This window comes from Mesorhizobium caraganae (assembly GCF_016836705.1).
Taxonomy (GTDB): domain Bacteria; phylum Pseudomonadota; class Alphaproteobacteria; order Rhizobiales; family Rhizobiaceae; genus Mesorhizobium; species Mesorhizobium caraganae.
In genome coordinates this window covers 26,302-40,009 of the sequence record NZ_JAFCGY010000042.1, presented here as the reverse complement: position 1 = coordinate 40,009, position 13,708 = coordinate 26,302, and the positions used below count along the sequence as shown (strand labels likewise).

The following is a 13,708-nucleotide window of genomic DNA, read 5'->3' as shown; positions in this document are numbered from 1 at the left end:
GTCTGCGACAGACGCTGGCACACCCCGAAACACAAATCCCCATAGCTCACCGCGCACGGACCGCGGGTTCCTGCATGAGAGGCTTTCGTACGCCTGACGGCACCCGAAACCCTTCAGCATGTCGGCCATAGAGGCGAACTTTGCCTCCGCCCGGAAGCAGCCTTGCAATTGACCACGCTGAAGGTCGTGGTCGCGCTAGAGCCTGCAAAGGCGCAATTCGGTACACGAGGGCGAACATTCTGCTGCGGAAACAACTTGAAGAAACGCTTCGCGACCCATAGCATGCCGCGCCATGGTGAAATCTGATCGGGAGGTCAGTGAGATCGGTCGGGTTTTTGAGCCAGTGCAAGGTAGGGAGGACAATAATTATGGCTTCCGAAGTACAGGCAAACAACGGCGTTAACGTAGAGGCGCTGCTCGGCGCACGCGAAGCGCTTACCAACGCCCCGGAGGCGGCGCAGTTCAAGTGGCGCGCGGCCTGCGAATGGAAGGATGGCACCCACAGCCATTCGTCGGTCGAGAGCTTCTACGGTCTCGGCGAGGATCAGCATCGCAAGACCACCTTCACATTCGACGCAGACCATCCGGAGGTCTTCGCTTCCCAGGACAAGGGCGCCACGCCCGTCGAATACGTGCTGGTCGGACTGGCGAGTTGCCTGACCGCCGGCATCGCCGCCGTTGCCCAGAACCGGAACATCCAGTTGAAGTCGGTGAAGGCGACCATCGAAGGCGACATGGATCTCGCCGGAATACTCGGCATCGACAGCGACGTGCGCAACGGCTTCAGCGGCATCACGGTGAAATACAACATCGACGCCGACGCCAAGCGCGAGGACATCGAGGCTATCGTCGCTCAGTCGCAGAAGCGGTCGGCGGTCTATGACATTGTCACCAATCCGACGAACGTCACGGTCGTGGTGAATTGAAAGGCGCTTCGAACCGTAGACTCTCCTGATGAGAGGGTGCGATTAGTTCCGTCACCACAGTGATCGTCGGCGCGGGGCACGCGGGGCTCGCGATGAGCCGCTGCCTCGCGGAGCGCTCTATCGACCATGTGCTGCTGGAGCGCGGCGAGATCGCCAATACTTGGCGCACCGAGCGATGGGATTCACTGCGGCTGCTCACCCCGAACTGGCAGAGCCGGCTGCCGGGCTTCCGCTATGACGGCGACGATCCCGACGGCTACCGGACGATGCCTGAGGTGATCGACTTCCTCGGGAACTATGCCAAGGTGATCTCGGCTCCGGTCAGAACCCACACGACCGTTACCTCGGTTCGCAGCGACGGGGCGGGATATCTTGTGCGCACGGACCGCGGCGAGTGGCGGTGTCGGACCGTCGTGCTGGCGTCGGGCGCGTGCAACATCGCGCGCCTGCCCGACGTCGCCAGCCGCGTGCCGCCGTCGGTCGCCATGCTGACGGCACAGTCCTACCGCAATCCGCGTCAGGTCGCCGACGGTGGCGTGATGGTGGTGGGCGCGTCGTCGAGCGGCACCCAGATCGCACAGGAGTTGCAGCGTTCGGGGCGTCAGGTTACCCTGTCGGTGGGCGAGCACATCCGGGCGCCCCGCGTCTATCGCGGCAAGGACCTGGAATGGTGGATGGACGCCGCCGGCGTGCTCGACGAGCGTTACGACGAGGTGGACGACATCAGGCGGGCGCGACGGGTTCCTTCGCTGCAGCTTGCCGGCACGCCCGACCGCACAACCCTTGACCTCAATGCGCTCGACGACCTCGGCGTCCGGCTCATCGGTCGTCTTGCCGGCATCACCGAAGACGGCAAGGCCCAGTTTGCGGGGTCGTTGCGCAACATGTGCGCGCTTTCCGATCTCAAAATGGCCCGGTTGCTCGACCTTATCGACGAATGGGCGCGCGCCAACGGCCTGGACGCTACGGTCGGGCCGCCGGATCGCCCGCCGCCGACCCGTGTCGAGGACAACCCACCGCTCGGCCTCGATCTTGCCGGAGGCGCTATCAGGACGATCATCTGGGCCACCGGCTACCGGCCGGACTACTCCTGGCTGGAACTGCCGGTCCTCGACCGCAAGGGCCACGTCCGTCACGACGGCGGTGTAGTGGAACATCCGGGCCTGTACCTGATGGGGACGCAATTTCTGCGCCGCCGCAAGTCTGCTCTGATCGACGGCGCTGGCGACGACGCGCGTGATCTCAGCGATCATCTGGCATCGTACCTCAGGCAAAGTACTATCGCCTAGCCAACGCAGGCCCGTAGCAGCAGTTGCACAAGATACCCTCGATTCAGGGCAGCGGGATCGGCTTGTCGCTGAGTGTGCGCAAGTAGGCGATCAGGTTGACCCGTTCGGTGTCGTCCGGGACACCAGGAGTCTCCATCTTGACGCCCGGCGTGGTGAGCATGGGCCCGAAGAGATATCTGTTCAGGTCCTCGTACGTCCATACACCCTCCCAGCCCAGCAACGTGTCGGAGTAACGCATATTTGCCACAGAGGCCTTGTCGCGGCCGACGACGCTCCACAAGTTCGGTCCTATTTTATTCCCTCCCTGTGGCTCGGCGTTGTGGCAATTGGTACACCGGCCGGTGAAGTAGGTTCGGCCTTTCTCGACATCGGCAGAAGCCAACTTCATCGAGATTGGGGCTGGTGTTGGCAAGACGACGCCGTGCGACAAGAGATAGTCGGCAACTTCGCGTTGCCCCCTGCTTTTTGCCAGATGGAGCGGTGTCTTGCCGTCCATTGTCTTCGCATTCACGTCTGCGCCGGCCTCGACCAGTGCCTTCACGCAGTCGAAACAATCGAGAGCGACGGCGACATGAAGGGCGAATTCGCCACCACGGTTGGTATTTGGATCTGCGTCCCGCTCCAGCAACAGCTTTAACAGATCGATCTTGCCTGGCCCGACAGCCGCCATCAGCGGGGGACCCCCAGTCGTCTGGGCGTTGACGTCCGCCCCACGTTCTATGAGCAGTTTTGCCGCTTCGATGTGGCCCATCCAGACCGCAAGATAGAGCGGCGTTGCAGTTCCATCACTCTCATCTATACCGGCGCCTGCATCGAGCGCCGCCGTGATCGCCGCGACATCGCCCGCCATGGCGGCGTCGTGAATGTCGGCGGCATGCGATACAATCGGTGCAAGCAGCAGTGGAATGAAGAGCAAGGGCATGCGCATTTGGCATCTCCCAAGGCAAACCGCGGTGTGTCACGCTTTCAAGCCGACAAGAGTACCACGACTGCCTGATCGTAGCCACTTCCAACCAGTGCCTAACAGATTGTGGAAGCCCCCGTGAGAATGAAAGTTTTCAGCAAGGCCGGCCATGTCCTTGCTGGCCGTCTGGTAACGGGCCGTAAGGTCTCATCCGGATCGTGAGCGCATGTTGCGCCAGACGTCCGCTTTGAGAGCGAAAACAACGCCGAATTCCGTGACCCTGCAATCATATCCCCAAGTGCAACTTAGGCTTCCAGAAGGGACGGAACAACTCAATCTTGGGACAGCGGTTCATCACCACTTTCAAGCCCGCTTCCTCCGCCAACCGGGCGGCAGCGTCATCGCGCACCCCAATCTGACCCCACAGAACCTTGGCATTGATGGCGATGGCCTCCTGTGCAACCTCCAACAGATCTTCGGAGCGACGAAAAACCTCAACCATGTCGACAGGCCGGTCGATGGCGGCCAGCGACGCGTACACCTTGAGCCCTCGAATTTCATCCAGACCGGGACTGGGGTTGACCGGGATCATGTCATAGCCGGTTTCGTGCAGCACCCTGAGAACACCATAGGAAAACTTGGTCTTGTCGGGGCTGGCCCCAACCATCGCGATGGTTTTGACCGATTTCAGAATGTCTTGCAGATAAGCCTCCGAATAGGGCTCATCATGATTCATATGGGTCATTTCTTTGCTTCCAACGGGGTCGCAATATCGGCTTTCAATTCATGAGCGGCCAGCGGGTCAAGGAAGGGGTTGCGATAGAGCTTGTCGTGGCTCTCAACGCCGACCTCCAGCGTGCAGTCGCTCATGGGGCGGGCGACGCATAGGATTATATAGCCATTGCTAATCTGGCGATTGTTCAGCGCCCGCTGCGCTTTTTGATCGACTTTGCCGCTGATTATTTTGGCTGCACAGGTTATGCAGCCGCCATACTTGCACCCATACGGCAGATCCACGCCCTGCTCGCGCAAGCTTTGCAAGAGGGGCTTGCGGTGATCGACGTCAAAGGCCGCACCGCCTTGATTGGCGAGAGTGATGGTGAAGCTGGTCATACCCAGATGTCACTCGTGCAATCACCGCCGGGATAACGGGTTTCGTGGCAGCGGCTTGGTCCATTTGGTTCCTTGCCAAAATCAACAACAAATAGCGGATCGATTTCCATGCCGCCGTTTTCCGTATCGCAATTGACCATTAGCATGCATCCGCCATTGGTGCGGATTTCCGGATAGAACTGATTATCCCAGGTCGAGAAGAGAGAGGTCGTCACATAGAGGCGCTTGCCGTCGAGGCTGAGCTGTATCATCTGAGGCCCGCCAGTCACTTTCACGCCATTGACCTCAGGCGCACGGCCGAGAAGTCCGCCCATCCACACTTGTCCGGTAAGCTTGGCGTTGTGAGGGTCCGAGATGTCGTATTGACGAATGTCGCCATGCAACCAGTTGCACAGATAGAGGTATCTATCGTCCATGCTCAGCAGAATGACCGAGATCACGCCCGGTATTGGTATCGGCCATTCGGGATGCGGCTCATTGCCGACATCGACAATTTTTTCCCATTGCCAGTCACCCGCCGCGTCCTTCCACCAATGGATGATATTTGCAGAAAGGGCCGCGCCAACAAAGCCGTGACTGCTTTCGGGGTTATGATGGAATCGCACTTCCAGTGGGATCAGGCCATCTTCACCGAGATAGAATGTTTGCTTTGGCTCCTTCTTTTCAAAATCCCAAAAATGGATCTCTCGGCCATATTTCAGATGACCAACCTCTTCCAGGTCAAAGCCAGGCATGAAGGTATTGGGTGCGGCCCATTCCGAGCTGACCATTACGTTGTGTCGCGGCTGGTACCAGAAATCATAACCAAACTTGATACTGCCCATGGAGTTTTCCCAGCGGCCGACAACCTCGAACTCCTTGCTGAGTTGCAAATAGCCGCCGGGGGCATTGCCCTGGGCGTCACCAAGCATGGAAACGATGATGTCCGAGCCGAGGCAATGCACCGTGTGTGGCGCCGACAGGTTGGTCCTAGCTTTGATTTCAGCGCCGTCTATCACCTTGAACAGTGTCGGGCTGCGCGGATCGGTACCGCAATCGACAATATGCAGATTTGACGAGCGCACACCCGGCACGATCAGATATTTCCGTTCCATGCTCGCATCGCCATGGCACGACGAACAGGCATTCCAGCCCGAGTGATGAAGCTCATCGCCAATACCCGGCATTTGCAAACGCGAAATCACCTGGCTGTAGGTCGAACTCTCCGGGTCGACATCGATGGTGCACAGATAGTCCGGCTTCTGAATGCCCGTGCCGGTGTAGATGGCAATCGTATAGAGCAGCTTTTCGCGAGGTGCCGTCATCGCCTCGGCTGGAGAAGCATAGCCCGGTCCACAGCAATGATTGGTCATGGGTACTTCCCTTTGAACAGATCACTGGCCAGCCCCAACGGGGTCGAGTTGGAATGTTAGTGCATGCTTGGCATTGGCGCTATGGCCGGGTGGCTTGTGAAGTGCGCACGTGATGTACAACTTGGCGACAGAGCCCCCTTGGACGCCACGTATTGACCGCCCGAGGGGTTATTGAGAACCCTTGCAGCGGCCCGGCGCCTAGAGGTCCGCTTCTGGCCTTCCGAGCCTCGAAGCCGCCGGAAGAGTCTAGCACCTGGGTCCCAGGCCAATTTCCGCCTGCTGCGCTCCACGTTATTGCAAGACGTTCAAATTTGAGCTTCCGCACTCATGCTTTGTCGAGAGAATCTCCTGTACTCTTTTAAGGCTTCTGCGTCGTAATTTTTAGCCGTTCTGAATCGCCGCAGGCGACGATGACGACGGAATAGGAGAACGCAATGACTCGCAATCACGTTGAACGTCTTGAAGAGTTTAGGGAAATCCTGGTCGCGACTCGACGCGAAGGAGTCCGTAACGTGCACCATACTCGCGACGCAATGCGGGCAAGTGGCTTTCAGATCGGGGACAGCGATGGCTCCAGCTACGGAGCCGAGCTGAAGGCGCTCCAAGAGGAAATCGAGGCAGTAGATCGCGCCATCGAAGAAGAGAAGCGGTTGGCCTTGGCCCTCGAGAGCGCGGCTCAATCCCGCCGACCGACTAAACCGAGAATTGTGAAGCGAGCATAGGGTCGGGTACGGCCCTTTGGCGCCTGTCGCGTCGATCGCCTGCGGTCTGGTCTCGGGCTTCCCTCCGCCGTGGCGGTGCTGGGTGGTGACGCACCGGAATCGAACGGCGGCAAGGCGGTCGAATGTCTCGAACGAATGGGAAGCAGACTTACCGAAGCGCAACGAGTGAAGGCTTCGGTTCAATATTCTGGTTCAGCCGGAAAAGATTTGAAGGATCGAAACGGGCTTTAAGCGCTGCAAGGCGGTTGTATCTTTCTGCGCCGTAGGCGTCGTATAAGACATCCTTGCCGGGTATCCGCCTGTTCATTCAGATAATTGCCGGCTTGAGACATCGCGGCCATGCGGCGGCCCGCGTTTCGTCCCCATGCGATGCAACGGGAGTCGTCGATGGGGTTGTCCCAAACCGGCTCGGCAATCCAGTAAAACTTCGCAGCCCGCCCCGAATAGGCAGTGGCAGCCTGGTCGGTGGCGATCGCCTGCGCCTGGGCGGCGACCTCGGGCAAACAGGCTGTAGTCGGCTGCCCCGCCTTGGGGCGGAGCCGGCATCGAGAGTGACCGCTACTGACCCTGAAGGTCGGCTTGACCAATCACAGGGCCGACGACATTGTGGACGTGCAATTCGTAGCCAAGTGGTCGTGTGGCAATGGATTTTCGCGACGCCATCGATAGAGCGCTGGCCTGGGCCGGCGGATGGTTCGACTATGCCGCCGCGCCCTGGTTCGTCTATCAGATCGGCATCATTGCCTCGCTCTTTGCGGTGGCGAAGCTGGCGGCGCTGCGGGTCGAGCCTTTCGTCGAGAACCAGGCACGCCAGATTAAGGGCCATCCCGGACTCTTAAGGGTCGTCATCGCGCTGTTGAGGCGCACCGACTGGATTCTGTTCATTGTCTTCCTTGTTGCCGCGCTCAACCTATTGCTCGCCTTCACTTGGCCGAGCCGCACCCATCTCCTGCTCGTCGCGCTGTTGCTCTCGCTGGCGTGGCTGTTCGCGACCGTGCTGTCGCGCATCATCCGCAACCGCCTCGTCGCGCGCACGCTGGGTTGGCTGGCCTGGATCTACGCGGCCCTTGTCATCCTGGGCGTCAGTGACGAGGCGGCCGCCTTCCTCGACAGCCTGGCAATCCCTCTGGGCGCGGTTCGCCTTTCGGCCCTCATGGTGCTGAAGGCGGCGCTGCTCCTGATCGCAACGGTCTGGCTTGCGGTGGTCACCGGCAATTACATCGATGAGCGCGTCCGCCTCTCCGAGGAACTGACACCGTCGATCCGCGTCCTCGTCGGCAAGGTCGCAAAGATCGGCCTCGTGCTGGTGGCCGGTGCCGTGGCACTTTCCGCCGTCGGTCTCGACCTGACGGCGCTGACGGTGTTTTCCGGCGCCGTTGGCGTCGGTCTCGCTTTCGGGCTGCAGAAGGTCGTTTCGAATTTCGTCTCCGGCGTGATCATCCTGCTCGACAAGTCGATCAAGCCGGGCGACACGATTTCGCTCGAAGGCACCTTCGGCTGGATACGCGAATTGCGGGCGCGCTTCGTCTCGGTGGTGACGCGCGACGGCCGCGAATTCCTGATCCCCAACGAGGACTTCATCACCCAGAGGGTTATCAACTGGTCGTTCAGCGACAACCTCGTGCGCCTCGACGTGAACTTCGGCGTCTCCTACGACGCCGATCCGCACAAGGTCAGCGAACTGGCGATAGAGGCCGCGATCAGCGTCGGCCGGGTCGAGGCCGACCGGCGGCCTGTCTGCTGGCTGACGGACTTCGGCGACTCCTCGCTGAACTTCGTCCTGCGCTTCTGGATCCGCGACCCGCAGCAAGGCCTGACCAACGTGCGCGGCAAGGTGCTGCTGGTGCTGTGGGACACTTTCAAGGCAAACGGCATAAGCATCCCCTATCCGCATCGCGAGATCATCATGAAAGGGGCTGGGCCGGTCAGACGAGGGCACGACGACCAGTGATCTTCTCGATGTTGATGCGGAAGAAAAGGTGAGGCGGACTAGCCACCTTGTCCTCGGCGCGAGTGTCTCGCTGCCAGGTTCCCACCAAGCGTGAGCTCGGCGCCGATGGCGATGCGTGGTTCGAGACATGGCGCATGCGCCTGCCCAACGAGTCATCTGCACCATTTCGACCGTCAATCGCTGGTGGCGCTGCCGGCTGACAACGGTTTTGAGTGCGTGACGCTGAACAGCTTCGAGGACGGGATCAGACTGCGGCCGGGCGAAGCCGGCCCTAACATTCAGTCCGGCTTTTTCAGAAAACCATAGGCGCGCCCGGCCGGGCGCGCCAGCACGCCGGGGGATTATTGCGCCGGCGCGGGTGCCGCGGGCGCCGGCGCCGTCGTCGTGAACCCGCACTGCTTCTGTTCCATCTCGATCTGCTTGGTGATGCGGATGGCGTTCTGGGCGTAGGCTTCCGTCACGGTGCCGCTGTTCACGGTCTTGTCCTTCAGCGGGCTGACGGCGGCGCACAGGTGGAAGACATGCTCTGTGTCGGACTTCGCGGCGCCGTTTTCCGGCGCGATCCAGTAGACGATATCCTGGCCGTTGGGATGTGCCGCGTCCTTCGTCGCCTCGGCCACCGTGGTGGAGTCGGTGGCGATCGCCTGCGCCTGGGCGGCGACCTCGGGCGAACAGGCTGTGGTCGGCTGCCCCGCCTTGATCTGGGCCGCGCACTGGTTCATGTCCTGCGTGTACTGCTCGACCGACGGGGGCTGGTAGCTGACCCCGATCAGCGTCGCGAGCACCGCCAGCACAGCACCGACGCCGCCGGCAATTTTCTTGCTCTTCGGGTCCATGTTCTTGTCGTTGAGGATCAAGAGAACCAGCGGCAGGAAGGCAATCAGGGTGATGATTGCGCCGAGCTGGTTCTGGACGAAGAACCTGAATGTGTCGGATTCGCGGGCCGGGTCCTTCCGGTTGGCCGCCTTCCAGAGCAGGCTGCCGGCGATGGCGAAAATCGCGATGCCGACCAGAATGCCGATCAAAAGCGGCAGGTTGCCCTGGTCGAACTTGTGCTTGTAGAGCAAGACGATCCCGGCGATCTCGCCGCCAATGGCAATGATCCACGAGAGCGCTGCGAAAAGGCGCAGCCGCGTGGCACCGGACTTCTGGCCCTGCGATGCCTGCCAGTCCTTGGTAACGTCTGTTGTCGGCTTGTTGTTGTCGGTCATGACCAGGTCCCCCGGTTTCGACACGTTTGCAGGGCGGCGTCATCGAACAGGCGCCCGGCGCAGCGTCATTGATCGAACGTCGCCTGCCTCGGCGGCGAAAGCGCCACGGCAGACCGTATCCCCATCCATATTGCGCATGAGGGGATTCGTCCATACCCACGGGGCAGGGGCGGCGATGGTAGCGTTCTACACGCTCGATGGGTCGCCCGGCAGCCGGCAGGGCAAACGCATATGGGTTTTTGTGAAGAGGACCCCCACCTTAACCCTCCCCACAAGGGGGAGGGAACGCTGCCGCATGCCCGCCTTTTTGGCGTCGAACCTAGGCGATTTCAGGAGATCAGCGCCGACCAGGTCTCCCTCCCCCTTGTGGGGAGGGATTAAGGGTGGGGGTACGTGCCGGGCAAACCTTCGGGACGTTTCATATGTGGAGGTATTCGCAGGGCGCCGCTCGGATGCGATTGCCCTGCGGCAGCCGCACCGCGCCCTTCACCCTGGAAAGATCGTAAACCCGCCGTCGACGCGGATGACCTGGCCGTTGATGAAGCGGGCGCGCGGGCCGGCGAGGAAGGCCACCGCCTCGGCGATCTCTTCAGGCTCGGCATAGCGGTTCAGCGACTTCCGGCTCGAATCCATGCGCTCCGGATCGACCACGCGGGTCGCCTGGAAACGTGCCGTCTTGGTGGCGCCGGGGCTGACCGCGTTGATGCGTACGCCGTCGTCGATCAGTTCCTTGGCGAGGCAGCGCGTGTAATGCACGACCGCGGCCTTCAAGGTGGAGTAGACGACCTCGGGCGAGCAGCCGAGATGGGCCGCCGCCGACGCGATGTTGATGACGGAGCCGCCGCCGCGCCGTTTCATCGGCGGCACGAAGGCCTGGCAGACCAGCATCGTGCCGATCAGATTGTTCTCGGTGAGCACGCGGATGTCGGCCAGTTCGATGTCGAGAGCGTTGTTGGGGTTCGGCTTGCCACCCTTGGCGCCGATGTCGCCGCCGGCACAATTGACCAGCACATGCACGTCGCCGAGATCGGCCTCGATCTTGCGCTTCATCTCGGCCACCGCCTTCTGGTCACCGATGTTGCCGGTCACCGAGGTAATCTTCGTGCCATGCCGCTTCAGGCGCTCGACCACTTCGCCGAGATTGGCGAACTCGCCATATTTGGCCGGCGCTGTTTCGTCCATGTCGTGGATCGCGACATTGGCGCCGAGTTCCGCCAGGCGCTCGGCCATCACGCGACCCAGCCCTCGGCCAGAGCCGGTCACGAAGGCGGTCAATCCATCGAGTTCACGTGCCGTCATCAGATCTTCTCCATCAAACCAAGGTTGCGCATGTTGGCGGCGCTGCGCCGGATCATGTCGAGCTCATAGGAAACCAGGGAACCGTCGTCCTCGCGCTCCCAGGGGGTGCGGTAGTCGGCATCGTCGGGCAGCCGGTTGCGCTGGGCTGCCGCCAGGCAGGCGGCAAATTCGCGCGCCGTCTTCTCGGGATAGCCGTGCCACCAGTCGTCGCTGAGGAAGCGGACATGCCGCGCCTCCAACGCGCCGGGTTCCAGAACGGCGGTCATGCGATCGTGGTGTTGGCCGAGAATGGCAAACAGCTCGGCAAACGGCACCGCGCCGTCGCCGATGGCGCAACGGATCAGCCGGTAGCCTTCACTCGTGAACTGCACGCGGTAATCCTTGAGGTGGACATGGCGGACATAAGGGGCGATCCGCCTGACAAAATCGAGCGGCGCTTCGCCGACCGGGAATGTGTTGCCGGTGTCGAAGGTGACGCCGACGCTTTCGCCGCCAAGGGCGCAGAAATCGACGAGCTCCTGGCTGGTGAAATCCTGGTGGTTCTCGATCGCGAGGACATAGCCTTCGGCATTCGCGCGGGCACCCCACTCCACCAATCGCTCCCGAATGATGCCGGCGTACTCGCTCCATTTTCCGCCGGCGGCGTTGCGGTCGCCACACAGAACCGGCGTCAGCGCCGTTCGGATGATTTTGGCCTTCAGCAGACGTGCGGCCCGAAATGCGTCGTCGAGCGGTTCGCCGACCAGCAGGCCGCCGCTGACGATCGGTGTGATGCCAAGGCCGGCGAGCCTTTCGCGCAGCGCGATCACCGCGTCGTCGGAAAGCTCACTCAGCCATGGCACCCAGATCTCCAGCACTCGCGCGCCGAGTTCGGTCGCCAGCGCGATGAACCCTTCGAGCCCGGCGGGCTTCGGATTGGCGCGTGGCGTGCCGCGGCCCTGGAGGCCGAGATGATAAGTCAGGCCGTAGGGGTTCAGGCCGACCTCGAGCATGAAGCGATCCTTTGGTTGGGTCATCGCAGGCCGGCATCCACAGTGATTGACTGTTTGGTGATCATGCGGCTGTCGTCGGCGGCGAGGAACAGCACGGTGCGCGCGATCTCGTCGCCGAGAAGAACCCTGCGGATCATCTGGCGCTGCACGACTTGGTCGACCGACGCCTGCGTCTTGAACCAGAGCTGCCGTTGCCGGTCGGTGATGACGGCGCCCGGCTCGATGGCGTTTACGCGGATGTTGTCGGGGCCAAACGCCTGCGCCAGCGCGAAGGTCAACCCGACCACCGCAGCCTTGGCCGCCGCATAGGGCGCCATCCCCGCCGCGCCGGAACGCCAGGCGATCGAGGAAAAATTGACGATCGAACCAAATCCCAATTCCTTCATCTGCGGATGCACGGCCTGGGCGGCAAAGAAGTGGTGCCTGAGATTCACGTCCTGGGCGTGGTCCCAATACTCCAACGTCACGTCGGCGACTGGTTGGCGATTGTCGTCGGCGGCGTTGTTGACCAGCACCGCGACAGGCCCGAGGCGCTCGCGCACCGTGCCGATCGCAGCCTGCAGGGCAGGGATATCGGTCACGTCGCAGCGCAGGAACAGCGGCGTATGCGGCGCCGTGGCGGCGAGTTCCCGCGCCAGCGCCTCGCCGGCCTCCTGCTGCAGGTCGAGAAACGCGACGCGGGCGCTGTTGACGGCGAAGGCGCGGACCGTGTCGGCGCCGATGCCTGAAGCGCCGCCGGTGATCAGCACGACACGATCGGCCAGGCTCGGATAGGTGGCGAAGGACAAGGCGGAACTCATTTCAGATCAGGTCAGATCAGGCGTTGGGTCGTCGGGTCGAACAGGCAGGCACGCGCCATGTCGATGCCGAGCGTCACCGTCTCGCCCATGCCTGGCGTGCCGTCGGGGTCGAAACGACCGGTGATCTCCTTGCCGCTCAGGCGCAGAACGGCCATGGTTTCCGCACCTGTCGGCTCGACCAGTTCGACCACGGCATCGATTTGCGCGATGCCTGGCTTGCGGCGCGCAAGATCGGGATCGAACCGGTAGATGTGCTCCGGCCGGATGCCGAGAATGAGCTGTCGCGGCGTATCGGATGGGAGCGCCTGGACGATCGGCAGGCTGGCCGTCTTGCCGTCGGCGGTCTGCAAGGCAACAGCGGGGCGGCCGCCTTCTTCGCTCAGTTCGGCCGGCAGAAAATTCATGGCCGGCGACCCCATGAAGCCGGCGACGAACATGTTGGCCGGACGGTTGTAGATCGTGGCCGGCTCATCGAATTGCTGGACCTCGCCCTGATGCATCACGGCGATGCGCGATGCCAGCGTCATCGCCTCGACCTGATCGTGGGTGACGTAGACCGTCGTCTTGCCGACGCGGTGATGCAGCTTCTTGATTTCGGTACGCATGTCGACGCGCAGCTTGGCGTCGAGATTGGAAAGCGGCTCGTCGAACAGGAACAGTTTCGGATCACGCACCAGCGCCCGGCCCATCGCGACGCGCTGGCGCTGACCGCCCGAAAGCTGGCCGGGCTTGCGCCCAAGCAGCGGCTCGATCTGCAGGAAGGCGGCAACTCGCTTGACGGCCTCGTCCTGCTGCGGCTTCGGCACGCGGCGGCTTTCCATGCCGAAGGTGATGTTCTCGCGCACCGTCATCGTCGGGTAAAGCGCGTAGGACTGGAACACCATGGCGATGTCGCGGTCCTTCGGCGCAACCGAATTGACCAGCCTTCCGTCGATGCGGATCTCGCCGGAAGTAACAGATTCCAGCCCGGCGATCATCGCCAGCAAGGTGGACTTGCCGCAGCCGGACGGTCCGACCAGCGCGATGAACTCGCCGTTCTGCGCCTCGAGATCGATGCCCTTCAGCACCTCGACCGCGCCGAAGTTCTTGCGCAGGGATCGGATGGTCAATGTCGACATGCGATGGCCTTCTTCCGGGACGGGACGATCG

General features: G+C 62.0%; 14 protein-coding genes. 4 read left to right on the top strand and 10 right to left on the bottom strand.

Going from position 1 to position 13,708, the window contains the following annotated elements:
* Positions 1 to 368: 368 nt before the first annotated feature.
* Together JQK88_RS32530 and JQK88_RS32525 are read left to right on the top strand one after the other, a co-directional pair.
* Complete coding sequence (locus tag JQK88_RS32530) at positions 369 to 926, top strand: OsmC family protein (protein WP_023679231.1); 558 nt, start codon at positions 369 to 371, stop codon at positions 924 to 926.
* 59 nt (positions 927 to 985) lie between these two features.
* Positions 986 to 2,215, top strand: a complete 1,230-nt coding sequence (locus JQK88_RS32525) for an NAD(P)-binding domain-containing protein (RefSeq protein WP_312037376.1) — start codon at positions 986 to 988, stop codon at positions 2,213 to 2,215.
* A gap of 43 nt (positions 2,216 to 2,258) precedes the next feature.
* Here JQK88_RS32525 and JQK88_RS32520 read toward each other — a convergent pair whose 3' ends face one another.
* The 4 genes from JQK88_RS32520 to JQK88_RS32505 form a co-directional block, all read right to left on the bottom strand.
* Entirely contained in the window at positions 2,259 to 3,143 is an 885-nt protein-coding gene (locus tag JQK88_RS32520; RefSeq protein ID WP_192249059.1) for an ankyrin repeat domain-containing protein, read from the bottom strand.
* A 262-nt stretch (positions 3,144 to 3,405) separates the two neighbouring features.
* The gene (locus tag JQK88_RS32515) at positions 3,406 to 3,855 is read right to left on the bottom strand and encodes a CoA-binding protein (RefSeq protein ID WP_185970445.1); all 450 of its coding nucleotides are present in this window, start codon (positions 3,853 to 3,855) and stop codon (positions 3,406 to 3,408) included.
* Positions 3,856 to 3,860: 5 nt separating this feature from the next.
* The gene (locus JQK88_RS32510) at positions 3,861 to 4,232 is read right to left on the bottom strand and encodes a 2Fe-2S iron-sulfur cluster-binding protein (protein ID WP_192249062.1); all 372 of its coding nucleotides are present in this window, start codon (positions 4,230 to 4,232) and stop codon (positions 3,861 to 3,863) included.
* Positions 4,229 to 5,584, bottom strand: a complete 1,356-nt coding sequence (locus JQK88_RS32505; RefSeq protein ID WP_203280677.1) for a selenium-binding family protein — start codon at positions 5,582 to 5,584, stop codon at positions 4,229 to 4,231. The genes JQK88_RS32510 and JQK88_RS32505 overlap by 4 nt, the downstream gene beginning before the upstream one ends.
* Positions 5,585 to 6,018: 434 nt before the next feature.
* Here JQK88_RS32505 and JQK88_RS32500 point away from each other — a divergent pair, with 434 nt between their 5' ends.
* Positions 6,019 to 6,306, top strand: a complete 288-nt coding sequence (locus JQK88_RS32500) for a hypothetical protein (protein WP_112559599.1) — start codon at positions 6,019 to 6,021, stop codon at positions 6,304 to 6,306.
* Between the two features lie 148 nt (positions 6,307 to 6,454).
* Here JQK88_RS32500 and JQK88_RS32495 read toward each other — a convergent pair whose 3' ends face one another.
* On the bottom strand, positions 6,455 to 6,613 hold the full coding sequence (locus tag JQK88_RS32495; protein ID WP_203280676.1) for a BBE domain-containing protein: 159 nt from the start codon (positions 6,611 to 6,613) through the stop codon (positions 6,455 to 6,457).
* Between the two features lie 336 nt (positions 6,614 to 6,949).
* On the opposite strand from JQK88_RS32495, the gene JQK88_RS32490 reads away from it, so the two are divergent.
* Complete coding sequence (locus JQK88_RS32490; RefSeq protein ID WP_203280675.1) at positions 6,950 to 8,257, top strand: mechanosensitive ion channel family protein; 1,308 nt, start codon at positions 6,950 to 6,952, stop codon at positions 8,255 to 8,257.
* Positions 8,258 to 8,598: 341 nt separating this feature from the next.
* On the opposite strand, the gene JQK88_RS32485 is transcribed toward JQK88_RS32490, so the two are convergent.
* The 5 genes from JQK88_RS32485 to JQK88_RS32465 form a co-directional block, all read right to left on the bottom strand.
* Positions 8,599 to 9,468 (bottom strand): SLC5/6 family protein, encoded by an 870-nt coding sequence (locus JQK88_RS32485; RefSeq protein WP_203280674.1) that lies wholly within the window; start codon positions 9,466 to 9,468, stop codon positions 8,599 to 8,601.
* Positions 9,469 to 9,954: 486 nt separating this feature from the next.
* Positions 9,955 to 10,767, bottom strand: a complete 813-nt coding sequence (locus JQK88_RS32480) for an SDR family NAD(P)-dependent oxidoreductase (protein WP_203280673.1) — start codon at positions 10,765 to 10,767, stop codon at positions 9,955 to 9,957.
* A complete protein-coding gene (locus tag JQK88_RS32475) occupies positions 10,767 to 11,783 on the bottom strand; it encodes a sugar phosphate isomerase/epimerase family protein (protein ID WP_246750144.1) in 1,017 nt (338 codons plus the stop codon). The genes JQK88_RS32480 and JQK88_RS32475 overlap by 1 nt, the downstream gene beginning before the upstream one ends.
* Positions 11,780 to 12,559 (bottom strand): SDR family NAD(P)-dependent oxidoreductase, encoded by a 780-nt coding sequence (locus JQK88_RS32470; protein WP_192249074.1) that lies wholly within the window; start codon positions 12,557 to 12,559, stop codon positions 11,780 to 11,782. The genes JQK88_RS32475 and JQK88_RS32470 overlap by 4 nt, the downstream gene beginning before the upstream one ends.
* Before the next feature lie 11 nt (positions 12,560 to 12,570).
* Complete coding sequence (locus tag JQK88_RS32465; RefSeq protein ID WP_203280672.1) at positions 12,571 to 13,677, bottom strand: ABC transporter ATP-binding protein; 1,107 nt, start codon at positions 13,675 to 13,677, stop codon at positions 12,571 to 12,573.
* Positions 13,678 to 13,708 lie beyond the last annotated feature (31 nt).